This window comes from Actinomadura miaoliensis (assembly GCF_039536785.1).
GTDB lineage: Bacteria > Actinomycetota > Actinomycetes > Streptosporangiales > Streptosporangiaceae > Spirillospora > Spirillospora miaoliensis.
In genome coordinates this window covers 18,933-40,119 of the sequence record NZ_BAAAZG010000043.1, presented here as the reverse complement: position 1 = coordinate 40,119, position 21,187 = coordinate 18,933, and the positions used below count along the sequence as shown (strand labels likewise).

Annotated in this window: 19 protein-coding genes; 7 read left to right on the top strand and 12 right to left on the bottom strand. The window is 74.8% G+C overall.

What is annotated here, in order from left to right:
- Positions 1 to 61 precede the first annotated feature (61 nt).
- Together ABD811_RS28020 and ABD811_RS28015 are read right to left on the bottom strand one after the other, a co-directional pair.
- A complete protein-coding gene (locus ABD811_RS28020; RefSeq protein WP_344953628.1) occupies positions 62 to 937 on the bottom strand; it encodes a polysaccharide deacetylase family protein in 876 nt (291 codons plus the stop codon).
- Between the two features lie 12 nt (positions 938 to 949).
- Positions 950 to 1,993 carry an asparaginase gene (locus ABD811_RS28015; RefSeq protein ID WP_344953625.1) on the bottom strand — a complete coding sequence of 348 codons (1,044 nt, stop codon included), beginning with the start codon at positions 1,991 to 1,993 and terminating at the stop codon, positions 950 to 952.
- Positions 1,994 to 2,177: 184 nt separating this feature from the next.
- On the opposite strand from ABD811_RS28015, the gene ABD811_RS28010 reads away from it, so the two are divergent.
- The 3 genes from ABD811_RS28010 to ABD811_RS28000 all read left to right on the top strand — a co-directional run bounded on the left by ABD811_RS28010 (position 2,178) and on the right by ABD811_RS28000 (position 4,909).
- Positions 2,178 to 3,185 (top strand): LacI family DNA-binding transcriptional regulator, encoded by a 1,008-nt coding sequence (locus ABD811_RS28010; protein ID WP_344953622.1) that lies wholly within the window; start codon positions 2,178 to 2,180, stop codon positions 3,183 to 3,185.
- A 96-nt stretch (positions 3,186 to 3,281) separates the two neighbouring features.
- Positions 3,282 to 3,638: a YciI family protein gene (locus tag ABD811_RS28005; protein ID WP_344953619.1), complete on the top strand. Its 357-nt coding sequence runs from the start codon at positions 3,282 to 3,284 to the stop codon at positions 3,636 to 3,638.
- Between the two features lie 41 nt (positions 3,639 to 3,679).
- Positions 3,680 to 4,909, top strand: coding sequence for an RNA polymerase sigma factor (locus ABD811_RS28000; protein WP_425549470.1), 1,230 nt, complete (start codon positions 3,680 to 3,682; stop codon positions 4,907 to 4,909).
- A 46-nt stretch (positions 4,910 to 4,955) separates the two neighbouring features.
- On the opposite strand, the gene ABD811_RS27995 is transcribed toward ABD811_RS28000, so the two are convergent.
- From ABD811_RS27995 to ABD811_RS27980, 4 genes are read right to left on the bottom strand one after another with little or no spacing between them, the layout of a single operon-like run.
- Positions 4,956 to 6,125 carry an ROK family protein gene (locus ABD811_RS27995; protein WP_344953613.1) on the bottom strand — a complete coding sequence of 390 codons (1,170 nt, stop codon included), beginning with the start codon at positions 6,123 to 6,125 and terminating at the stop codon, positions 4,956 to 4,958.
- 18 nt (positions 6,126 to 6,143) lie between these two features.
- A complete protein-coding gene (locus ABD811_RS27990; protein WP_344953610.1) occupies positions 6,144 to 7,010 on the bottom strand; it encodes a carbohydrate ABC transporter permease in 867 nt (288 codons plus the stop codon).
- A gap of 8 nt (positions 7,011 to 7,018) precedes the next feature.
- Complete coding sequence (locus tag ABD811_RS27985) at positions 7,019 to 8,032, bottom strand: carbohydrate ABC transporter permease (protein ID WP_344953607.1); 1,014 nt, start codon at positions 8,030 to 8,032, stop codon at positions 7,019 to 7,021.
- A 31-nt stretch (positions 8,033 to 8,063) separates the two neighbouring features.
- The gene (locus ABD811_RS27980; protein ID WP_344953604.1) at positions 8,064 to 9,455 is read right to left on the bottom strand and encodes an ABC transporter substrate-binding protein; all 1,392 of its coding nucleotides are present in this window, start codon (positions 9,453 to 9,455) and stop codon (positions 8,064 to 8,066) included.
- 228 nt (positions 9,456 to 9,683) lie between these two features.
- Between ABD811_RS27980 and ABD811_RS27975 the strand changes: the two genes are divergently transcribed.
- The 3 genes from ABD811_RS27975 (at position 9,684) to ABD811_RS27965 (ending at position 13,767) form a co-directional block, all read left to right on the top strand.
- Entirely contained in the window at positions 9,684 to 10,466 is a 783-nt protein-coding gene (locus ABD811_RS27975; protein ID WP_344953601.1) for a sugar phosphate isomerase/epimerase family protein, read from the top strand.
- Positions 10,463 to 11,779 (top strand): MGH1-like glycoside hydrolase domain-containing protein, encoded by a 1,317-nt coding sequence (locus ABD811_RS27970; RefSeq protein WP_344953598.1) that lies wholly within the window; start codon positions 10,463 to 10,465, stop codon positions 11,777 to 11,779. The genes ABD811_RS27975 and ABD811_RS27970 overlap by 4 nt, the downstream gene beginning before the upstream one ends.
- A gap of 206 nt (positions 11,780 to 11,985) precedes the next feature.
- Positions 11,986 to 13,767, top strand: coding sequence for a substrate-binding and VWA domain-containing protein (locus ABD811_RS27965; RefSeq protein ID WP_344953595.1), 1,782 nt, complete (start codon positions 11,986 to 11,988; stop codon positions 13,765 to 13,767).
- Positions 13,768 to 13,791: 24 nt separating this feature from the next.
- Here the strand turns inward: ABD811_RS27965 and ABD811_RS27960 are convergent, their stop codons facing one another.
- The 5 genes from ABD811_RS27960 to ABD811_RS27940 form a co-directional block, all read right to left on the bottom strand.
- Positions 13,792 to 14,763, bottom strand: a complete 972-nt coding sequence (locus ABD811_RS27960; protein ID WP_344953592.1) for a helix-turn-helix domain-containing protein — start codon at positions 14,761 to 14,763, stop codon at positions 13,792 to 13,794.
- A gap of 121 nt (positions 14,764 to 14,884) precedes the next feature.
- Positions 14,885 to 16,000, bottom strand: a complete 1,116-nt coding sequence (locus tag ABD811_RS27955) for an isoaspartyl peptidase/L-asparaginase family protein (protein ID WP_344953589.1) — start codon at positions 15,998 to 16,000, stop codon at positions 14,885 to 14,887.
- An 80-nt stretch (positions 16,001 to 16,080) separates the two neighbouring features.
- A complete protein-coding gene (locus ABD811_RS27950) occupies positions 16,081 to 16,884 on the bottom strand; it encodes an SDR family oxidoreductase (protein WP_344953586.1) in 804 nt (267 codons plus the stop codon).
- An 89-nt stretch (positions 16,885 to 16,973) separates the two neighbouring features.
- Positions 16,974 to 18,011: an MBL fold metallo-hydrolase gene (locus ABD811_RS27945; RefSeq protein ID WP_344953583.1), complete on the bottom strand. Its 1,038-nt coding sequence runs from the start codon at positions 18,009 to 18,011 to the stop codon at positions 16,974 to 16,976.
- A 96-nt stretch (positions 18,012 to 18,107) separates the two neighbouring features.
- Positions 18,108 to 18,983, bottom strand: coding sequence for a hypothetical protein (locus ABD811_RS27940; protein ID WP_344953580.1), 876 nt, complete (start codon positions 18,981 to 18,983; stop codon positions 18,108 to 18,110).
- A gap of 149 nt (positions 18,984 to 19,132) precedes the next feature.
- Between ABD811_RS27940 and ABD811_RS27935 the strand changes: the two genes are divergently transcribed.
- The gene (locus ABD811_RS27935) at positions 19,133 to 19,639 is read left to right on the top strand and encodes a hypothetical protein (protein ID WP_344953577.1); all 507 of its coding nucleotides are present in this window, start codon (positions 19,133 to 19,135) and stop codon (positions 19,637 to 19,639) included.
- Positions 19,640 to 19,651: 12 nt separating this feature from the next.
- Here the strand turns inward: ABD811_RS27935 and ABD811_RS27930 are convergent, their stop codons facing one another.
- Positions 19,652 to 20,992: a M20/M25/M40 family metallo-hydrolase gene (locus ABD811_RS27930; RefSeq protein ID WP_344953575.1), complete on the bottom strand. Its 1,341-nt coding sequence runs from the start codon at positions 20,990 to 20,992 to the stop codon at positions 19,652 to 19,654.
- Positions 20,993 to 21,187 lie beyond the last annotated feature (195 nt).

Genomic DNA, 21,187 nt, shown 5'->3' with positions numbered 1-21,187 from the left:
CGGGGAACGGGGCGGTACGGGACCCGGCGCGGACGGGGCGGATCCGCGCCGGGCGGGCGGGTCAGCGGGGGTTGCGCCGGGCGAAGTCGTCGGCGATCTCGTCGAAGGTGACCCAGCGGACGCCGCTGTGCCGGTTGATGTGCTCGATGATGCGCTCGTGCATGAGCAGGGTCTGCGGACGGCCCGACACGTCCGGGTGGATCGTCATCGTGAACACCGCGTAGTCGCACTCGCGGTGGACCCAGTCGAACTGGTCCAGCCACATCTGCTCGATGTCGCGCGGGTTGACGAAGCCGTGGCTGTTCGGGCTGGCCTTGACGAACATCATCGGCGGCAGGTCGTCCAGGTACCAGGACGCGGGGATCTCGATGAGCGCGGTCTCCTCGCCGCGCTCCAGCGGCCGCATCCACTCCTCGGCCGGCCGGTCGTAGTCGATCTTCGTCCAGGAGTCGCCGACGCGGACGTAGTACGGCTCGAAGTCGCGGTGCATCAGGGAGTGGTCGTACTTGATGCCGCGCTCCAGCAGCAGTTCGTTGGTGACCGGCGAGAACTCCCACCAGGGCGCGACGTAGCCGGTGGGGCGCCGGCCGGCGCGGCCCTCGATCAGCTCGATGGAGCGGTCCAGGATCGCGGCCTCCTGCGCCCGGCTCATCGCGATCGGGTTCTCGTGGCTGTAGCCGTGCGCGCCGATCTCGTGCCCGGCCGCCACACAGGCGTCGAACTCCCCGGGGAACGTCTCGATCGAGTGGCCCGGCCAGAACCAGGTGGACGGCAGCTCGTACCGGCGGAACAGCTCGAGCAGGCGCGGCACGCCGACCTCGCCGGCGAACAGGCCGCGTGAGATGTCGCAGGGGGAGTCCTCCCCGCCGTACGACCCGAGCCAGCCGCCCACCGCGTCGACGTCCACGCCGTACGCGACCAGGATTTCCTTTGCCATGATCTCCCTCTCTCAGACGGTTTCGGTCGTCAGGGACCGCACGGATGACGCGGGGCGGCTCAGCGCCCCCGCCTCGACGAGCCAGGTCTCGCAGCGCCCGGCCACCACCGCCGGGGACGCGGACGGGGCGTCCGCGATGGCCGCCGCCAGCAGCAGCCGCGCCTGCCAGGGCGACAGGTCCCCGGCGAACAGCGCCCCCGCGGCGGCCAGGTCGGCGCCGCCCCCGGCGTAGAGGCCGACCACGGCGCCCTCGCCGACGCGGCTGGCGACCGCCACCGGGATGCCTTCCCGCAGCAGGTCGAGGCACGCGGCCGTCGTCTCCGGGGTGGCGTTCCCGGCGCCGAACCCGGCGATCACGACGCCCCGGGCGCCCGCGTCCCGGGCCGCGCGCACGGCCGTGGCGTCGGCGCCGAGGTACTGCGGGACGACGTCGACCCGCGGCAGGTCGGTGTGGTGCCCGGTCAGCAGCGGCCGGGGCAGCGCCGGGACGGCGTGCGGCCGCACCCCCGCCTCGTCCACCCGGGCCAGGGGGCCGCGTCCCGGCGCGGCGAACGCGGCCAGGGACAGGGTGCTGACCTTGCGGACCCCGGTGGCGGGCCACACCCGGTCGTCGAAGGCCACCGTCACGCCGGTGCCGCGGGCGGCGTCGGACGCGGCCCAGCGCAGCGCCGCCGCCAGGTTGCGCGGGCCGTCCGCGGCGGGGTCGCCGAACGGCCGCTGCGCCCCCGTCAGCACCACCGGCACGGCCGAGTCGTGCGCCAGGCCCAGCAGGAACGCGACCTCCTCCAGCGTGTCGGTGCCGTGCGTGACGACGACGCCGTCGGCGGCGCGGGCCGCGTCGCGCACCTCGGCGGCCAGTGCCAGCGCGTCGGCGACCGAGGCGGCGAAGCTGACCGTCCGGCGCAGCTCGCGCACCTCGACGCGCACGTCCGGGTCCGTCCACACGGCCCGGGACGCCGCCAGCAGGTCCGCGGTGGACACGCCCACCCGCCTGCCGCCCGGCGCGTCGGTGGTGGCGATGGTCCCGCCGGTCCCCACCAGGATCAGTTGACGCACACACCCTCCCCGAGTTCGCTAACGTTTGCGCTAACGATTGCGTACATAGTGGAGACCGCAACGGCGCACGTCAACCCCCTGAACGGGGCCGGAACACGGAATTAACACCGCCGCATAGGGGGCGTAACGGGCGACGTCGCCGTCGGCCACAATGTGGAGGGACGTCCGCCCGAAGGAGATCCCCTTGCCCGACCGACCCCGGCTGTCCGACGTGGCGCGCGCCGCCGGCGTGCACACCACCACCGTGTCGCGGGCCCTGCGGGGCAGCGAGGGCGTGGGCGAGGAGACCGCCGAGCGGATCCGCCGCGTGGCCGCCGAGCTCGGCTACGCCCCCCACCCGGCGGCCACCAGCCTGCGGACCGGACGCTCCCGCATGATCGGGGTGGTGGTCCCGCGCCTGACCGACATCGTGCTCGCCACGATCTACGAGGGCATCGAGGAGGGCGCGGCCGCCGCCGGATACCAGACCGTCGTCGCCAACAGCGGCGACGACATCGCCACCCAGCGGCTGCGCACCGAGACGCTGCTGGGCATGCGCGTGGACGGCCTCATCCTCGGCGACGCCCGCACCGACTCCGACCTGGTGCACGACCTGCGCGAACAGGGCGTCAAGGTGGTGCTGACGTCCCGGCGGCTGCCCGGCGCCGTGTCGGTCACCTGCGACGACCTGGAGGGCGGCCGCCTGGCCGGACGGCACCTGCTGGCCCTCGGCCACCGCCGGGTCGGGATCATCGCCGGTCAGCCGTACGCGTCCACGGGCGTCGAACGCACCCTGGGGTTCCGCGAGGTCTACGCCGAGGCGGGCGTGCCCGTCCCCGACGAGTACGTGCTGACCTCGCCGTTCGACGCCGAGGGCGGGCGGCGCGCCGCCGAGGCTCTGCTCGCGCTCGACCCGCGTCCCACCGCCCTGTACGCGGTCAACGACTTCGCCGCCATCGGCGCCATGGGCACGATCCGCGCCGCGGGCCTGCGGGTCGGCGAGGACGTCTCGGTCGTCGGCTACAACGACGTGTCGATCGCCGCCGACCTGCCGGTGTCCCTGACCACCGTCCGCTCGCCCATGCGCGAGATGGGGTGCGCCGCCGCCGCGTCCATCATCAGGCTCATCGAGGGGGGCACGCCCCGCTCCCGCCGCCTGGCGCCCACCCTGGTCGAACGCGCCTCCAGCCGCCCCGCCCCGCAGGCCCGCTGATTTTTTCCGGGGACGTGTCGATCCGGCCGCCGCCCGTTCGACGCACAGGTGACGGCGGGGAGAGCCTCCGCCGTCCGGAGCGACGAAGGAGCCGTCATGCCGCGATACATGGTCCTGATCCACATGGACGAGCAGGCCATGCCCCACATGGAGCCCGACCCCGGTTTCGAGCAGCGCGTGGGCGAGCTGTTCGAGGAGTTCACCAGGTCCGGGGTCATGCTGGACACCGCCGGGCTCACGCCCACGGCCCAGGGCACCCGGCTCACCTGGTCCGGCGGCGAGGTCGGCCAGACCGACGGGCCGTTCACCGAGACCAAGGAGGTCGTCGGCGGGTACGCGATCATGCAGTGCAAGGACAGGGCCGAGGCCCTGGAGTGGACCCGCCGGTTCCTGCGCACCCATCCCAAGCACTGGTCGTTCACCGCCGAGGTGCGGGAGATCGAGCAGGGCTGACCGGTTGCCCGTGCGCCCGCCGCCTGCTGTGATGGGTGGTCGTGACGGACACGGGGCAGACGGTCGAGGCGGTCTTCCGGATCGAGTCCGCGCGGATCATCGCCGGTGTCGCCCGCATCGTGCGGGACGTGGGCATCGCCGAGGAGATCGCGCAGGACGCGCTGGTCGCCGCCCTCGAACAGTGGCCTGAGTCGGGCGTCCCGGACAACCCGGGCGCCTGGCTCATGGCCACCGCCAAGCACCGCGCCATCGACCTGGTCCGCCGCCGGGAGACCTACGCCCGCAAGCTCGCCGAGGTCGGCCGGACCCTGGCGGACGCGCCGCCGCCCGGCCCGCCCGCCGACCCCGACGACATCGACGACGACCTGCTGCGGCTGATCTTCACCGCCTGCCATCCGGTGCTGTCCACGCGCGCCCGCATCGCGCTGACGCTGCGGCTGCTCGGCGGGCTGACCACGCAGGAGATCGCCCGCGCCTTCCTGGCCTCCGAGCCCGCCGTCGCGCAGCGGATCGTCCGCGCCAAACGCGCCCTGGCCAAGGCGGGGGTGCCGTTCGAGGTGCCCTACGGCCCCGACCGGGACGCGCGCCTGTCGTCGGTGCTGGAGGTCATCTACCTGGTCTTCAACGAGGGGTACTCGGCGACGTCCGGCGACGACCTCGTCCGCCCGGGGCTGTGCGAGGACGCGCTGCGCCTGGCCCGCGTCCTGCAGGGCCTCATGCCACGCGAACCCGAGGTGCACGGTCTGGCCGCGCTGCTGGAGCTGCAGTCATCGCGCATCGCCGCCCGCACCGGCCGCGACGGCGAACCCGTGCTGCTGGCCGACCAGGACCGCACCCGCTGGAACCGCATGCTCATCCTGCGCGGCCTGGACGCCCTGACCCGCGCGGGCCGGGGCCCGTACTCGACGCAGGCCGCGATCGCCGCCTGCCACGCCCGCGCCGTCCGCTACGAGGACACCGACTGGGCCATGATCGCCGCCCTCTACGACCGGCTGATCGCGCTCGCCCCCTCGCCGGTGGTCGCGCTGAACCGGGCCGTCGCCGTCTCCATGGCGCACGGCCCCGCCGCCGCCCTGGAACTCGTCGACGCCCTCAAGGACGAACCGGCCCTGAGCGGCTACCACCTGCTGCCGAGCGTCCGCGGCGACCTCCTGCGCCGCCTCGGCCGTCCCGACGAGGCCCGCGCGGAGTTCCACCGCGCCGCCGCGCTCACCGGCAACGAACGCGAACGCGACCTGCTCCTGCGCCGAGCCTCGGCCGACCCGTCCTGACGGGAGCGCGGACGGCTCCGCGCGGTTCAGGACGGCTCCGCGCGGTTCACCGGCGGGCGGCGAGGCGGGCGTCGGCCTCGACGGGGGAGTACAGGTGCTCCACCACCAGGGCGGCGGCGCCGCGGGTGCCGGCGCGTTCGCCGAGCGTGCCGGTGAGGACCTGCAGGTGGCGGGTGGCGCGGGGCAGGGCCCGCTGGTAGAGCGTCTCGCGGACGCCGGTGACGAAGTGGGTCTCGGCGAGGTCCCCGGCGATCATCAGGATGCCGGGGTTGAGCGTGCACACGACGGTGGTGAGCACCTCGCCGACGCGGCGTCCGGCCTCGCGCGCCAGCCGCACCGCCTCGGGACGCCCGGCCAGCAGGTGCTCGCGCACGCGCGCGCCCGACTCGGCCGGGACGCCGAGCGCGGTCAGCCGCCGGGCCAGGGCGCCGCCGCTGGCGACCGCGGCCAGGCAGCCGTGCATGCCGCACATGCAGCGCGCCTCGCTGTCGTGCAGCCGGATGTGGCCGATGTCGCCCGCCCCGCCGTCCACGCCCCGGTACACCGCGCCGTCGACCACCACCCCGGCGCCGATCCCGGTGGACACCTTGACCAGGACGAACGCCCGGCAGCCGGGGTGGGCGGCGGACTGCTCGCCGAGCGCCATGAGGTTGGCGTCGTTGTCGACCAGCACCGGTACGTCGAACGAGCGGCGCAGGTGCTCGCGGATCGGGTAGCCGTCCCAGCCGGGCATGATCGGCGGCTCGACGACCCGGCCGGTGCCGAACTCGACCGGCCCGGGGACGGCCACGCCGATGCCGCAGACCTCGCCCGGAGCGCGTCCGGCTGAGTGCAGCAGGCCGGTGAACCACACGCTCAGCTCGTCCAGGACGCGCTGCGGCCCGTCGGCGATGTGCAGCGGCCCGGTGTGCTCGGCCAGCGGGCGCCCGCCCAGGTCCAGCACGGCGGCGCGGGCGTGGGTGGTGTCCAGGTCGGCGGCGAGCACCACGGCGTGGTCCTCGGCGAACACCAGGCGGGTCGGGGGACGCCCGCCCGTCGACGAGGCCACGCCCGACTCGCGCAGCCACCCCGCCTGCAGCAGCGGTTCGAGGCGCTGCCCGAGCGTCGAGCGCGACAGGCCGGTGACGGCCTGGAGCTCGCCGCGGGTGCGGGCCCGCCCGCCGCGGACGAGCGCCAGCAACTGCCCCGACGTCGCCGGCGCCGCACCACCCGTCATGGCTCCCCCTCCGAGGCCTCAGCCCTTGTCGGCACCCGTCGTCAGCCCCTCGGTGAGCATGCGCTGCACCGCGTAGAACAGCGCGACCACCGGGACGGTCAGCACCACCGACCCGGCCATCAGCACCGTCTTGGGCACCTCGATCCCGCCGGACAGCTGCTGCAGCCCCAGCGGGACCGTCCACCGCGACGGGTCGGCCGCCAGGAACAGCAGCGCGAACAGGAACTCGTTCCAGGCGATCATAAAGACGTACAGGCCGGTGGCCATGAGCGAGGGCGCGGCCAGCGGCAGCACCACCGACCAGATCGTGCGCAGCCGCGAGCAGCCGTCCAGGGCCGCGGCCTCCTCCACGCTCACCGGGATCGTGGCGAAGTAGTTGCGCAGCATGTAGACCGACACCGGGACGGTCTGCGCCACGTACACGATCGCCAGCCCCACCAGGCTGCCCTGTAGTCCCATCTTGGCGAACATGACGAACAGCGGCACCGCCAGCAGCGTCGCCGGGAACAGGTACACCGCGAAGAACAGCGTGCTGATCTGGCGGCGGCCGAAGAAGCGCAGCCGCGCCGCCGCGTACGCGCCCGGCACCGCGGCGGCCAGGCTGAGCGCCAGCGCGCCCAGCGAGACAAGGGCCGAGTTGCGCAGGAACAGCAGGAAGCCCTGGCCGCCGTCGTCCACCGAGCGCAGCACGTCCCGGTAGGTGTCGAGGGTGAACTCCGACGCGTCCACCCAGAGGCGTCCCGGGTCGAGCAGCAGCCGGTCGATGGGCTTGACCGACAGCAGCACCATGTAGCAGAAGGGGAACAGCACGATGACCGCCAGGAAGGCGATCACGACCAGGCGCAGCGCGCCGAACAGCCGCTCCTCGAACCGCGCCCGTGTCATGCCCTGCCTCAACGTCCCTCCTCCTCCTGGTGCCGGGCCGCGACGAACCGGCCGAACACGCCGAGCAGCACGGCCAGCAGCACCGCCAGCACCAGCGCCTGCGCGGCGGCGGCGCCCACGTCGAACCGGGCGGTCAGGAAGTTGAACACCCGCACCGCCGCCACGTCGGTGCCCGCCCCGCCGCCGGTGAGCAGGTAGACGTCGTCGAACTTGTTGAACGTCATGATGAAGCGCAGCACCGCCAGCAGCGCGATCACCGGCCACAGCTGCGGGAGCAGGATGTGCCGGAACCGCTGGGTGAGCGTGGCGCCGTCCACCATCGCGGCCTCCTCCAGCGACGGCGGCACCGCCTGCAGCCGGGCCAGCAGGAACAGGAACGCGAACGGGAAGTACCGCCACGTCTCGAACGCGATCACGGTCAGCAGCGCCACCGGGACGGGGACGTCCAGCCCGAGCAGCGACAGCGTGGCCTCGCGGCGGCCGAGGAAGTCCATCGGCCGGTCCCAGCCGAACAGCGACCGGCCCCACGCGTTCACCACCCCGAACTCTGGGCTGAGCATGATCTCCCAGACGAACGTCACCGCCACCACCGGCGCCACGTACGGCAGCAGCATCGCGCCGCGCAGCAGGCCCAGCCCGCGGAACGGGCGGCGCAGCGCCAGCGCCGCGACCAGGCCGAGCCCGATCGAGCCGACGGTGCCGCCGACCGCGTAGACGAGCGTGGTGACCAGCGAGCTCCAGAACCCCGACGAGGAGAACACCTGCGTGAAGTTGCGCAGCGTCCAGTCGCCGAACAGGCCGCCGTCGTGGATGTCGACCAGCCGGGACCGCTGGAAGGCCAGCAGCACCGTCCACGCGATCGGCACCACCACCACGACGAGCACCACGACGAGCGTGGGGGAGACGAACGCGAGCCCGGCGCGGTTCTCACGGGCGGCCAGGGTGCGGCGGCCGCGCGGCGGCGCTCCGGTGCCGCCGTCGCCGGGCGGGGCCCCGCGCGAGGGGCTGAGCTGGGTCGTCATCGGTCAACCTCACCAATCGCGAAGGGGCGGGTCATTCGAGGGAGCTGCGGATCTCGGCGACGTCGCCGTCGGCCTGCCGGGCGGCCCCGGCGGCGTCGGTCTGCCCGGACGCCAGGGCCGCCAGCACCTTGGGCACCGGAAGCTCGCCCATCATGGCGCCGACGAGCACGCCCTGGTTCTGCAGGACCCCCCAGCGCTGCATCCGGTCGACGCCGTACCGGACCTGGTCGATCGTCTCCTTGGGATAGATCTGCGACAGCGGCGCGGTGCCCTGCGCCTTGGCCGCCTCCCACTGCCGCTGGAAGCGCCGCGGATCGGAGGGCGTGCCGTTGCGCGCCGGGACCTTGCCTTCGGGCGCCATGCCGAACCAGTCGGCGTAGCCCTCGTCGAACATGTACCGGACGAACCGTTCCGAGGACGCGGTGTGCGCCGTCCGGGTGATCACCCATGAGGTCACCTCGCCGTACTGGGCCGAGCCGCCCGGCCCGGAGATCGCGGTGACCACGCCGCTGTTCCTCGCCAGGAAGCGCGGGTCGGCGCGGCACTCGGGGCAGCTCGGCAGGACGTCCTCGCGCAGGCCCGCCAGCTCGTCCAGCAGCATCGACGACCAGATGATCATCGCGGAGCGGCCGGCGAAGTAGGTGGCGCGGGTGGAGTCGACGGTCTGCGCGCCCTGCGCCGAGAACCTGCCGCTCAGCTCCCCGTACAGGGAGAACGCGGCGCGGCAGGGCGGGGTGTCGAGCGCGACGTCGCCGTCGCGGCCGGTCAGGTGGCAGCCGCCGGCCAGCGCGAGGTCCTCGAAGCTCTGCTGGGTGAACGGGTCGGAGGGGTCGTTGGCCAGGGAGATCCCGTTAAGGCCCGGGCGGTGCAGGGTGCGGGCGGCCGTCAGGAGGTTCTGGTAGGAGTCCGGCGGGGCCAGGCCCGCCCGCTGGAACAGGTCCCTGCGGTAGACGATCAGCTGCGTCCACGAGTCGCTGGGCACGGCGAGCTGCCGACCGCCGTCACGGGTGAACTCCAGGGCCCGCCGGTTGAACGTGCCCGCGCCGAGCCGGTCGACGACCCGTCCGGCGGCGGCCGTGTCGACCAGCTCGCCCGCGGCCATCTGCCGGACCGACGCCAGCGGCACCGCGCCGATCACGTCCGGCAGCCGCCCGGCCGCGGCCGCCGCCATGATCATCTGGCTGAGCCGGCCCTCGTCGACCGTGACGAGCCGCGTCCGGATTCCGGTGTCGCGGGTGAAGCGCTCCAGGATGCCGCGGGTGATGCGGGCCCGCTCGGTGACGTTCTCCAGGCTCCACACCGTGATGGTGCGGCCGTCGCCCCGGCCGGTGCCGGAGCAGGCCGCGAGCAGGGCCGCGCACAGCGCCGCGGCCAGTGCCGCCGCGAGCGTCCTCCTCAGCCCCGCCCGCCGTGTCCCGTGCATCGGTCTCCTCCCGCGTCCAGGGTCGGCCACAAGGCCGCCGCCGACTTGCCGTAGAGGGCATGGAACCATTACTTATGTGTTACGACAAGACATAAGTCAGGATCTTCTCGGTCGAAACGCGACAACTACGGCCGGATGACCGCGCCATAGTGGCGCGTGAAGGGGTGCCCGTGGAAAGAGTCGTCCAGTCCGCCGGACGCGCGCCGCGCAACGTGCTGGAGTGCTGACGTGGACCGGATCTCATGCCAGGAGCGGCTGCTGCCCGGACGCACCCTCCGGCACCGCTGGGACTTCGCCGTCCGGGCCGGGTACGCGGCGATCGAGCTGTGCGCACCGGGCGAGCCGCGCGACCGCCTGCCCGAACTGCGCGCGGCGGCGCGCGAGGGGGTCGTCATCCGCACCGTGTGCGCCGGGACGCCGCCGCGGACGCCCGATCCGGGGCCGTGGCGGGACGCGGCCGAACGGGTCAGGACGCATCTGTCGGTGATCGCCGAGCTGGGCGGGGCCGGGGTCGTCACCCCGGTCCTCACGCCGCCGTCCCCGGACGGCCGGGCCGGTGACCGTGGACCGTTCCCGGACATCGTGGCCGAGCTCGGCGAGCACGCGGCCAAGGAGGGCGTCACGCTGTTCCTCGCGCCGCTCAACCGCTACGAGCACCCCACGGTGAACCGGCTGGAGCAGGCCGTCGCCCTGGTCCGCGAGGTGGGGCTCGACTCGGTGCGCGTAGCCGCCGGGACGTTCCACATGAACATCGAGGAGGCCGACCCCGCCGCGGCCGTCCTGGCGGCGGCGCCGTGGCTGGGGCACGTGCACCTCAGCGACTCCAACCGCCTGCAGCCGGGCGCCGGCCACCTCGACTGGCCGGTGCTGCTCGGCGCCCTGGACGCGGCCGGCTATGACGGCGACCTGGCGGTCGAGGGCCGGGTCCCCGACGAGCCGGAGGAGGCCATGGCGTCAGTCCCCGGTTTCCTGCGGCGGGCGTCGCTTCGGCCGGGGAGGGCGGCGCCGTGAGCTTCTCCGCGACCGTGCGGGGGACCCGTTCGGACGCCCCGGACGTCGCCGGCCTGCACCGGGCCGCCGCCCGCGTCCTGCTGACGAACTGGACGGGCTCGTCGACCGTGCCGTCCCGCACCCTGTACCCGCACCAGTGGAGCTGGGACTCGGCGTTCATCGCGCTCGGCCTGCGGCACCTGTCGCCGCGCCGGGCGCAACGCGAGCTGGAGACGCTGCTGGGCGCCCAGTGGGACGACGGGCGCCTGCCGCACATCGTCTTCGACACGGCGACCCCGGCGGACGCCTACTTCCCCGGCCCGCGCTTCTGGCGCGCGGGGCCGTACCCGGGCGTGCGCACCTCCGGGATCGTCCAGCCGCCCGTGCACGCCCTGGCCGCGTGGGAGGTGTTCCGGGCCGACCCGGCCGAGGCCGGGCGGCGCGGCTTCCTGACCCGCGCCTATCCGCGGCTGGCCGCCTGGCACCGTTACCTGGGCACGCGCCGCGACCTGGGCGGGCGCGGCCTGGCGGCGATCGTCCATCCGTGGGAGTCGGGCATGGACAACAGCCCGTGCTGGGACGGCCCGCTGGCCCGTGTCGAGCCGGTGCCGCCGTCCCGGTTCCGGCGCCGCGACCTCGACCACGCCGCCTCGGCCGACCGTCCCACCGACCTGGACTACGGCAGGTACGTGCGGCTGGCCTCCGACTACCGCGACCACGGCTACGACGACGCCGCCACGCCGCACGCGTTCGCCGTCGAGGACCCGGCGTTCAACGCGCTGCTGGTGCTGTCCGAGCTGGCCCTGGCGCGCGTCGCCGACGCGGTCGGCGCCGACCCGGCCCCGCACCGCAAGCGCGCCGAGGAGGTCACCGCGGCGCTGCTGGACCTGCTGTGGGACGCGCCGAGCGGCCTGTTCCTGTGCCGCGACCTGGTCGGCGGCGGGCTGATCCGCGAGTACGGCGTCGCCGGGCTGGTGCCGCTGGCCGTGCCCGGGCTGCCGGTCGCCGCCGACCTGCTGCGCACCGCGGCCGGCGAGCGGTTCGGGCTGGGCCGCGTGCACATGGTGCCCAGCTACGACCTGACCGGCCACGCGTTCGAACCCGCCCGCTACTGGCGCGGGCCGAGCTGGTTCAACATCAGCCGGCTCGTCCATCTGGGGCTGCTCGAACACGGCGAGACCGCGCGGGCGGACGCGCTGCGCGCCTCGATGCTGCGCGCGGCCGCCCGGTCGGGCTTCGCCGAGTACGTCGACCCGCTGACCGGCGAGGGGCACGGCTCCACCGGCTTCGCCTGGACGGCCGCCACCGTCCTGGACCTGCTCGCCCGCGGCTGACCGGAGAACCGGGCGATTTCACATGGCGGCCTGATCCGGGATTGCCCCGAAGATCGGACATGGTGGAGGGTTCGCCCGGCGACGAATCCGGAGTTCTTGACAGATTTCCGGGGTCTTCGTCTAATGCAGGTCCGGCAGGTCGCGGCGCGGCCGGGCCGTGCGCCTTCGGGGGGCCGAACGGGGGGTGGTCGACGAAGCGAGGGCCGATGAGCGTTCACCGCGGTCACCGGGCGCGCCGCGCCCCGTCCCGGCATCCGGTGCGGGCGATGCTCGCCGCGACCGCGGGCCTGGTGGTGCTCACCGGGGTCGGTGCGTACGCCCTCACCCGGGCGGCCGGATGCGCCGTCGACGACCGGTTGACCCTCGACGTGGCGGCCGCGCCCGAGCTGGCGCCCGCCCTGCACGCCGCGGCGGACCGCTTCGCCCTGCTGCGGCACCGCGTGGACGGGCGGTGCGTGCGGGCGCGCGTCCGCGCCGCCGATCCCGCCGCCATGACCACCCTGCTCACCGGGCAGGGTGTGGTGCCCGGCACCGGCGCCCGGCCCGACGTGTGGATCCCCGACTCGGCGCTGTGGACCTCCCTGGTGCGCACCGCGCCCGGCGGCGGACGGCCCTTCCAGCCGCGGCCCACGTCCGTCGCGCGTTCCCCGATCGTGGTCGGCGTGCCGCGCGCGGCCGCGCCGCCCACGCCGCAGACGTCCTGGGACCGGCTGCTCGAACCCGCCGCCGCCGTCGCCGGCGCCGACCGGAACCCGCGGGATGCCCAGGAGCCGCGGAACCCCGCGGACGCGGAGGAGGCCGCAGACTCGCCGTCCGCGCAGGCCGCCCGTCCGCGCGTGCCCGACCCGGCGCGCAGCGCGACCGGCCTGGCCGCCCTCGTCGTCGCCGACAATCTGCTGGCCGGCGTCCCCGAACGGCAGGCCGTGTTCACCGGCCTGGTGCGGGCCGTCCGCGAGAACGCCGTCCCGTCGGTGAGCGGCGCCCTGGCCGAGGCCGCCCGGGGACGGCCCGGCACGGTGCTGGCGTCCGAGCAGGCCGTGTTCGCCTACAACCGGAGCGGCCCGCCCCACCCGGCGTCGGCGCTCTACCCGGCGGAGGGCACGGTGTGGCTGGACTATCCCTTCACCATCACCACCGGCGACCGCGACCGGGCCCGTGCCGCGCGCCTGCTGGAGGACGCCCTCACCGACGAGCGCACCGCCGCCGAGCTGCGCGCGTACGGGTTCCGCACCTCCTGGGCGCGGGGGCCCGCGTCGTTCGGGCCGGGCACCGGCACCCAGGACGGGTCGCCGCGGGCACTGCCGCCGCCCGCCCCCGCCGACGTGCGGCGGATCGTCCAGTCCTACGCCCGCCTGTCGCTGAGCACCCGGCTGCTGGTGCTGTTCGACATCTCCGGCTCGATGGCGGAGAAGGTCGCGCCCGGCGTCGACCGGCTGCAGGCGACCGCGGCGGTCGCCCAGACGGGGCTGCAACTGCTGGCCGACGACAGCGAGCTGGGCGTCTGGGTGTTCTCCACGCACCTGAAGGGCGACCAGGACTGGGTGGAGCAGGTACCGCTCGCCCCGCTCGGCGAGCGCATCGGCTCGGTCACCCACCGCCAGCGCATCCTGTCGCAGTTCGGCCGCCTGGAGGCCGAGCGCGGCGGCGACACCGGCCTGTACGACTCGCTGCTGGCCGCGTTCCGGTTGATGCGGCGCACCTACAAGCCGGAGATGGTCAACACGGTGCTGGTGTTCACCGACGGCCGCAACGAGGACGACGAGGGCGCCTCCTTCGAGGAGACGCTGGCCGGGCTGCGCCGCGAGTACGACCCGAGGCGGCCGGTCCAGGTGATCCTGCAGGGCTACGGTGAGGACGTGGCGGTGGAGGAGCTGGAGGGGCTCGCCCAGGCCACCCGGGGCATCGTGCAGATCGCCCACACCCCCGAGGAGAGCAAGCGGCTGCTGCTGGAGGCGATGTCGCGCCGCGTCTGCACCCCCGACTGCTGAAACCGGGGGCGCGGACCCGCCGCCTCAGGTCTCGTCGATGACGGCCCGCAGGATCCGCGGGGTCTCGGTGGCGGGCTCGGCCAGCGTGGCCATCTGGTTGAGGGTGTGCCGGAAGGCGTCGACGTCCTCGGCCTTGTCGACGTACTCGGCGCCGTTCGGCCGCGCCAGGTACACCACGTCCGGGAGTTCGGCCTCGGACTGGCGCAGCAGCGTGATCGGGCCGCCGACGCCCGGGTAGCCGCCGGCGGCGAACGGCATCACCTGCACGGTGACGTGCGGCAGCCGGGACATCTCGACCAGATGCCGCAGCTGCTCGCGCATGACCTCGGCCCCGCCGAACGGGCGGCGCAGCGCGGCCTCGTCGATCATCGCCCACAGGTGCGGCGGACGGGACCGCTCCAACATCCGGCCGCGCCGCATCCGCAGCTCCACCCGGCGCTCGACGGTCTCGGCCGGCTCGTCGCCGTGGGTGAGCGCGATCACCGCGCGGGCGTAGTCGGGCGTCTGCAGCAGTTCGGGCACCACGTGCGACTCGTGGCAGCGGACCACCCCGGCGGACTGCTCCAGCCCCAGGTACGTCTCGTACCACTGCGGGATGATCTCGTGGTAGGGCTGCCACCAGCCCGGCGTACCCGCCTGCTCGGCCAGCGCCAGCAGCACCGCCCGCTCGGCCTCGTCGGTCACCCCGTACAGGGTGAGCAGGTCGGTCAGGTCGCGCTCCTTGAACCCGGTGCGGCCGGTCTCCAGCCGGCTGATCTTGGACTCGGAGCCGCGGATCAGCCTGCCCGCCTCCGCGCGGCTGATCCCGCGCTCCTCCCGCAGCGCGCGCAGCCGCGCCCCCAGCAGCATGCGCGCCACGGTGGGCCCCGGCGCCATCTCGTCCGGTCCGGGCTCGCGCGGCCGCGCCAGCGAGGCCAGCTGGACGCTCAGCACGCGGCGGGGCGAGGCGAGCCCGCCCGCCGCCGGCTGCGGATCACCGTACGCGTCGTCCGACACCGAACCTCCTCCCGAGCGCGTGGCCGGGCGCGGCCACCGGACAAATGTATGCGCAACGGGCACTGCTGTCAGCGCCTGACAGTGAGCCGCAGGTCCCGGGCGCGGACCGGCCGCCGGACGGTCACCGGGCCGGAGTCTCGTCGTCGTACAGCCGGGTCACGATCCTGCCGTCCCGGGTGAGATAGCCGTTGATGACGCCCTTGGTGCTGTGCGGTGCGGCGAAGTTGCCGCGCGGGTCCAGCGCGATCGCCGCGCCCGTGGCGCCCAGCGCCGGGATCTTCTCGGTGATCACCTTGGCGGCGGCCGCGTGCACCGGCTGCCGGGCGTACTCCATGAGCGCGGAGATGTCGTGGGCGGCCACGCCGCGGATGAACGCCTCGCCGGTGCCCGTGCACGACACCGCGACGGTGCGGTTGCTGGCGTAGGTCCCGGCGCCGACGACGGGGGAGTCGCCCACCCGCCCGACCTGCTTGTTGGTCAGCCCCCCGGTGGACGTGGCGGCCGCGACGTTGCGTCCGCCGTCCACCGCCACCGCGCCGACCGTGCCGCCGACCTCGGTGTGCTGCGGCCGGGCGGCGGACGCGGCGCCGCCGGCGGTGTTGCCCTTGGCGGCCATGAGCTGGTCCCAGCGCTTCTGCGTCCAGAAGTAGTCCTGGGTGGTGTACGGGACGCCGTTGCGCAGGGCGAACTGGTCGGCGCCCTTTCCCGCCATGAACACGTGCGGCGACTTCTCCATCACCATCCGCGCGAGCGAGATCGGGTTCTTGGTGTTGTGCACCCCGGCGACGGCGCCCGACCGCAGGTCCTTGCCGTTCATGATGGACGCGTCGAGTTCCTGCTCGGCGTCGGTGTTGAACACCGCCCCCTTGCCCGCGTTGAAGTTCGGGTCGTCCTCCAGCACGTTGACGGCCTTCTCGACGGCGTCCAGCACCGGACGGCCGTCCTCGAGCGCCGCGTGCCCCGCCTTGAGCGCGCGGGTCAGCCCGTCCCGGTACGCCTTCTCCTGATCGGGGGTCAGGCTGCCGCGCGGCAGGGACCCCGCCCCGCCGTGCACCGCGATGACCACGTCCCGCACGACCGGCTGCGCGGGCGCGGCCTGGGCCGGCGCCTGCGCGGGGGACTGGGCGCGGACGGCGGCACCGGCCGTCGTCTGGGCGCCCGACAGGCCGGCGACCAGGACGCCGAGCCCGGTGAGCAGCGGCAGGACACGCTTGGCGGGCAGGGTGCGGGACGGCATGGGGACCTCCTCGGGGAGCCGGACGCCCCGGTTCTCCCCACGGCCCCCAGAGGCCACACGAGCAAAACCTGCCAAACGCCTTACATCACCCAGCGGCGGAAGCCGCCCTCGCTGTTGATCACCTGCCCGGTGATCCACGCGGCGTCGTCGGACACCAGCCAGCGCACCAGCCGCGCCACGTCCTCGGGCCGGCCCCAGCGCCCGGCGGGCAGCGCCCGGCCCACCCGCCGCGTCAGCTCCTCGTCGGCCCAGCCGGTGTCCACCGGGCCGGGGTTCACCGCGTTGACGGTGATGCCCCGGTCGGCCAGCGCGTCCGACAGGCTCAGCGTCATCTGGTGGATCGCGCCCTTGCTGATCGCGTACGGCAGCTCCCCGCTCATCGGCGCCAGGTGCTGGCCGGAGGTGAACAGCACCACGCGGCCGCCGGGACGCGCGTCGTCGTGCGCGGCGGCGAACGCCTGGGTGAGCAGCACGCCGGCGCGCGTGTTCACCGCCCAGCTCAGGTCCAGCTCGTCGGCGGTGACCTCGGCCAGCGTCTGGTAGGAGCTGCGCGCGTGGTTGACCACCAGCACGTCCACCGCGCCGAACGTGTCGACCGCGTGGGCCACGACCCGCGCGGGCGCGGCCGGGTCGGCGAGGTCGGCGGCGAGGTGCGCCAGGCGCGGACCGGTGCCGCCGAGCTCGGAGAGCACGCCGTCGATCCCGGCGGGGTCGGCGCCCCAGGGCTGCTCGGCGTCCGCGGGCGCCCACGAGTGCGCCAGCACGCGGGCGCCCGCGGCCAGCAGGTCGCGCGCCACGGCGAACCCGATGCCCTGGCGGCGGCTCACCCCCGTCACGATCGCCACGCGTCCGTCCAGGGGCAGGGTGCTGTGAGGGTTCGTCATGGCGCCACACCGTCGCGGCTCGCCGCCTCGGCCGTCAACACGTTTTCCGCGCCCCGGGGCGCCGCCCGCGGATCCGCGGCGGCGCGGTCTCAGGGGCGGACCGCGTAGCGGCGCACGCCGCCGTCCTCGGACACGTCGAGCACGCCCTGGTCGGCGAGCACGTCGAGATGCGCGTCGATCTCCAGCACGGCCAGCATGCGGCTGAACACGTCCAGGTCGTCCAGCGTGCGGCGCCGCCGCGTCCACGGCATGGCGGCCGCCACCTCGAACGCCGTGGACCGTCCCGCGCGCACCTGCCCGGCGGCGACGTCGAGCCGTTCCTCGTGGTGGCGCAGCAGCTCCTCGACGCGCGTGCGGGTGCTCGGCGCGACCGGGCCGTGCGCGGGCAGCAGCAGCGTGTCGGGCATGTCGCGGACGAGCCGCAGCGACGCCAGGTAGCTGCGCAGCGGCTTGGGCTCCGGCTCGGTCTCCAGCCCGATCGACGGGGTGATGTGCGGCAGCACGTGGTCGCCGGCGAACAGCAGCCCGGCCGCGGCGTCGCGCAGCACGACGTGCCCGCGGGTGTGGCCGGGCGTGGCGAACACGTCCAGGCCCCGGCGGGTCAGCGCGACGCGCTCGCCGTCGTCCAGCCACGCGTCGGGCAGCGTGTGCGGCAGGTCGCGCTCCTCGGGCCGCACGCCCAGCGCGGCGATCTCGTCGGCGATCTGGAACGCGCCGCACCGGCGCAGCAGCTCCACCTGACGCGGATGCAGGCCGTTGCTCACGTCGAACGCCTCGAGGGAGTGCCGTTCGCCGCGGCCGATGCGCACCCGCGTGCCGAACTCCTCGCGCAGCGCCAGGGCCTGCGAGTAGTGGTCCCAGTGGGCGTGGGTGACGAGGAACTGCGCCACGTCGTCGAGGCGGTGCCCCAGCAGGCGCAACGCCCCCTCCAGCGTCCTGCGGGTGTCCGGCATCGCCCAGCCGGAGTCCACCACGACCAGCCCGCCCGGGTCCTCGATCACGTAGACGTTGACGGCGTGCAGGGACGCGACGGGCAGCGGGAGGGGGATGCGGTGGACGCCCGGGGCGACGGGGTGCGCGCCCGGCTCGGTCCAGTCCGCGGGCTGCTCCAGGGCCGGTACCGCCACCTGCGTTCCTCCAGTTCTCGGCCGCGATGTCCAGGGGTGACGGTACCTCATGCCAGAATCGCGTTCTGAATTCGGGGGTGCGGCCCGGCCGCGGCGTCACCTGGTGCGGGCGGCTTCGTCGGCGGCGCCGCGGGCCCGGGCGGCGGCCTGCGCGGCGTGCGAGCGCGCCTCCTCGGCCCGGTCGAGACGGCGCCGTGCCGCCTCCTCGCGCTCGACGGCCCTGTCCAGCTCGCGCCGCAGCCGCCTGACGTCGGCGGCGGCCTCGGTCAGATGCTCCTTGGCGGCGACCACCTCGGCGTCGTGCTCGGCGAGGGCGCGCTCCGCCTGCTCGGCGCGCGCGGCGGCCTTCCGAGCGCGTTCCTCCTGTGCGCTGCGGGCCCTGTCCCGGGCGGCCTGCCCGGCGCGCTGACGTTCGGCGGCCTGCGATTCGGGTCGCTTCCCGGCCTTCCCGCGGGCCTTGGCCGGCTGCGGCGGGCGCGGCCGGGGCGGGGCGAGGGCGAACCCGGCCGGGACGAAACCGGCGTGGCTGCGCGGCCTGGTCAGGCGCCCCTCCCGCACCTCCTCGGCCACGTCGGTGTCCACGGTGGCCGCCTGCAGGGTGTCCTCGACCTCGCGGACGGCGTCGTCGCGCAGCGGATGGCCCGCCTCGCGCGCCAGCCGCCCCGCCGTGCGCACCAGCAGCGCGACCAGCTCACCGCGCCGCTGCTCCAGCCCGCCGATGGGACCGCCGGACGCCCACGCCTCGCGCATCTGCTCCCCGACGTCCAGCAGCCACCCCAGTTCCTCGCCCGCCGCACGGCTCAGCAGGTTGACCGCCCAGGCGGGCAACGTGGGACGCCGCAGGGCGCCGACGCGCTTGGCGAGCGCCGCGTCACCCGCATTCCGGGCCTGTTCGACGAGCCGCTTGCGCGTGGCCACGAACTCCTCGGGCGTCACCCCGTACAGCTCGTGCGCGGCACTGGAGAAGTCCACACCCCACCCTTACCCGCGCGGCGGTGCCGTCAGGGCGTCCGGCGCGAGGGCCGGCGGCCGCTCCGGCGGCGCCGCGTGACATTCCCCACGGCCCGTGACGCTGATCAAGACAACTGATCGGGAACGTCGGTGCCGGAGGGAGCGGGGCGATGGGCTTCTGGGGCTATCTCGTGGTGGGGCGGGACGACCGTCCGCTGCCGGAGCTGTACACGATGCGGCCCTACCACAGCGGGATCGCCGGGAACCGGGCGCGCGCCGACAACTGGCAGGTCTGCTCGCTCGGCTCGGGCGTCGCCGTCCCCGACCCCGTGCGGCTGCTGGTGGACCTGTCGGCCGAGACGCGCGCGCCCGCCCTCATGGCCTCGGTCGTCAACGACGACTGCGTGTCGGTCGAGGGGTTCAGCTCGGACGGCTACTGGCAGGCGTGCCCGCCCAGGCGGGGCCGGGACGGGGCCGCCGCCGGCCGGTGGGAACTCCGCGAGGAGGCGTGCGCCCGCGAGGCCGCCGCCCGCGCGGCGGGCTGGGCGGTGGCCGCCGGCCGCCCTGTCACGGCCGAGCCGATCACGGCCCTGCTGATCACGTGCGGCGACCGCCGCGTCGACGGCTTCTTCGAGGAGTTCCTCGTCCGGCTCGGCCTCGGCCCCTGCCCCAACTAGCGTCCGCCCGCCTCAGCGGGTGTCGAGGAAGCGGTCCAGGACGCGGGTGCCGAACCGCAGGCCCTCCACGGGGACGCGCTCGTCCACGCCGTGGAACATGCCCTGGTAGTCCAGGTCCGGGCCGAGCAGCAGCGGCGCGAACCCGAAGGTGCGGATGCCGATCCGGTGGAACGCCTTGGCGTCGGTGCCGCCCGACATCACGTACGGCACCGGATGCGCGGCCGGGTCCTCGGCCCGCAGCGCGCCGGCCAGCGCCGCGAACGTCGGCCCGGCCGGGTCGGCGGACGGCGCGTCGTCCTCGTTGATGAACTCGCGCGTCACCGCCGGGCCGAGCAGCCGGTCCACGGTGGCCAGGAACTCCTCCTTGGTGCCGGGCAGGAAACGGCCGTCGACCTGCGCGGTCGCCACCCCCGGCACGACGTTGACCTTGTAGCCGGCGTCCAGCCGGGTCGGGTTCAGCGAGTTGCGGATCGTGCCCTCGAACAGCCGGCCGACCCGGCCGAGCCGCCGGGCCTCCTCGTCCAGCCGGTCGTGGTCGATGGTGGTGCCGAGCGCGTCGGCCAGGCCGTCCAGCAGCGCCCGCACGCCCGGGGTGAGCCGCACCGGCCACTCGTGGGCGGCCAGCCGCGACACCGCGTGGCACAGCTCGGCGACGGCGTTGTCGGGCGCGGGCTTGGAGCCGTGCCCCGCCGTGCCGCGCGCGGTCAGCCGCATCCACGTCGTGCCGCGCTCCCCGGTGGCGATCGGGTAGATGCGCTTTTCGGGCAGGGACCCGTCGGCCGCGTGCGGCGTGACGCTGAACCCGCCGGACTCGCTGATCGCCTCGGTGACGCCGGTGAAGAACTCGCGGTGCTCGCGCGCCACGTGGTACGAGCCGAGGCGGCCCGTGCACTCCTCGTCGGCCAGGAACGCCAGCACCAGGTCGCCGCGCGTGCGGCGGCCCTCGCGCAGCCGCTGCCGCACCACCGCCAGCGTCATGGCGAGCGTGCCCTTCATGTCGACGGCGCCGCGCCCCCACACGCAGCCGTCGCGCACCTCGCCGGAGAACGGGTGCACCGTCCACTCGGCCGCGTCGGCGGGCACCACGTCCAGGTGCCCGTGGATCAGGAAGGCCGGGGCCGACGGGTCGGTGCCGGGGACGCGGGCCAGCGTGCTCGCCCGCCCCGGCTCCGACTCCACCACGACGGACTCGGCGCCGACCTCGTCCAGCAGCCCGGCCACGTACTCGGCGGCGGGCCGTTCGGGGTGCGCGTCGCCCTCACCGCGGTTGACCGTGGCGAAGCGGATCAGGGTGGCGCACAGCTCGGCCACCTCCTGCGCCGCCGTGCGCGCGGGCGCCGGGGCCTGGGTCATCGAGGACCGCCTTTCGCAGGGTTCCTTCGTTTTCGTCGTGCGCTGACCTCAACCGATGCCAATGGTCCGCGATCCATGTTTCGATCCGGTGACGAATCGTTCATCGGCGTACCGAAATCGTCCCAGCGGTATGACGCTTCCTGCAACGCGCCGGACCCGGGCGGGACCATCCGTGCCGCGCCCGCGCCAGAGGGC

Excerpts from the sequence above, each read along its gene's own strand:
- ABD811_RS27980 (WP_344953604.1), bottom strand. The coding sequence starts at position 9,455 with ATGCACGGGACACGGCGGGCGGGGCTGAGGAGGACGCTCGCGGCGGCA.
- ABD811_RS27955 (WP_344953589.1), bottom strand. The coding sequence starts at position 16,000 with ATGCCGTCCCGCACCCTGCCCGCCAAGCGTGTCCTGCCGCTGCTCACC.
- ABD811_RS27950 (WP_344953586.1), bottom strand. The coding sequence starts at position 16,884 with ATGACGAACCCTCACAGCACCCTGCCCCTGGACGGACGCGTGGCGATC.
- ABD811_RS27935 (WP_344953577.1), top strand. The coding sequence starts at position 19,133 with ATGGGCTTCTGGGGCTATCTCGTGGTGGGGCGGGACGACCGTCCGCTG.
- ABD811_RS27995 (WP_344953613.1), bottom strand. The coding sequence starts at position 6,125 with ATGACGGGTGGTGCGGCGCCGGCGACGTCGGGGCAGTTGCTGGCGCTC.
- ABD811_RS27930 (WP_344953575.1), bottom strand. The coding sequence starts at position 20,992 with ATGACCCAGGCCCCGGCGCCCGCGCGCACGGCGGCGCAGGAGGTGGCC.
- ABD811_RS27965 (WP_344953595.1), top strand. The coding sequence starts at position 11,986 with ATGAGCGTTCACCGCGGTCACCGGGCGCGCCGCGCCCCGTCCCGGCAT.
- ABD811_RS27990 (WP_344953610.1), bottom strand. The coding sequence starts at position 7,010 with ATGACACGGGCGCGGTTCGAGGAGCGGCTGTTCGGCGCGCTGCGCCTG.
- ABD811_RS28020 (WP_344953628.1), bottom strand. The coding sequence starts at position 937 with ATGGCAAAGGAAATCCTGGTCGCGTACGGCGTGGACGTCGACGCGGTG.
- ABD811_RS28005 (WP_344953619.1), top strand. The coding sequence starts at position 3,282 with ATGCCGCGATACATGGTCCTGATCCACATGGACGAGCAGGCCATGCCC.
- ABD811_RS27985 (WP_344953607.1), bottom strand. The coding sequence starts at position 8,032 with ATGACGACCCAGCTCAGCCCCTCGCGCGGGGCCCCGCCCGGCGACGGC.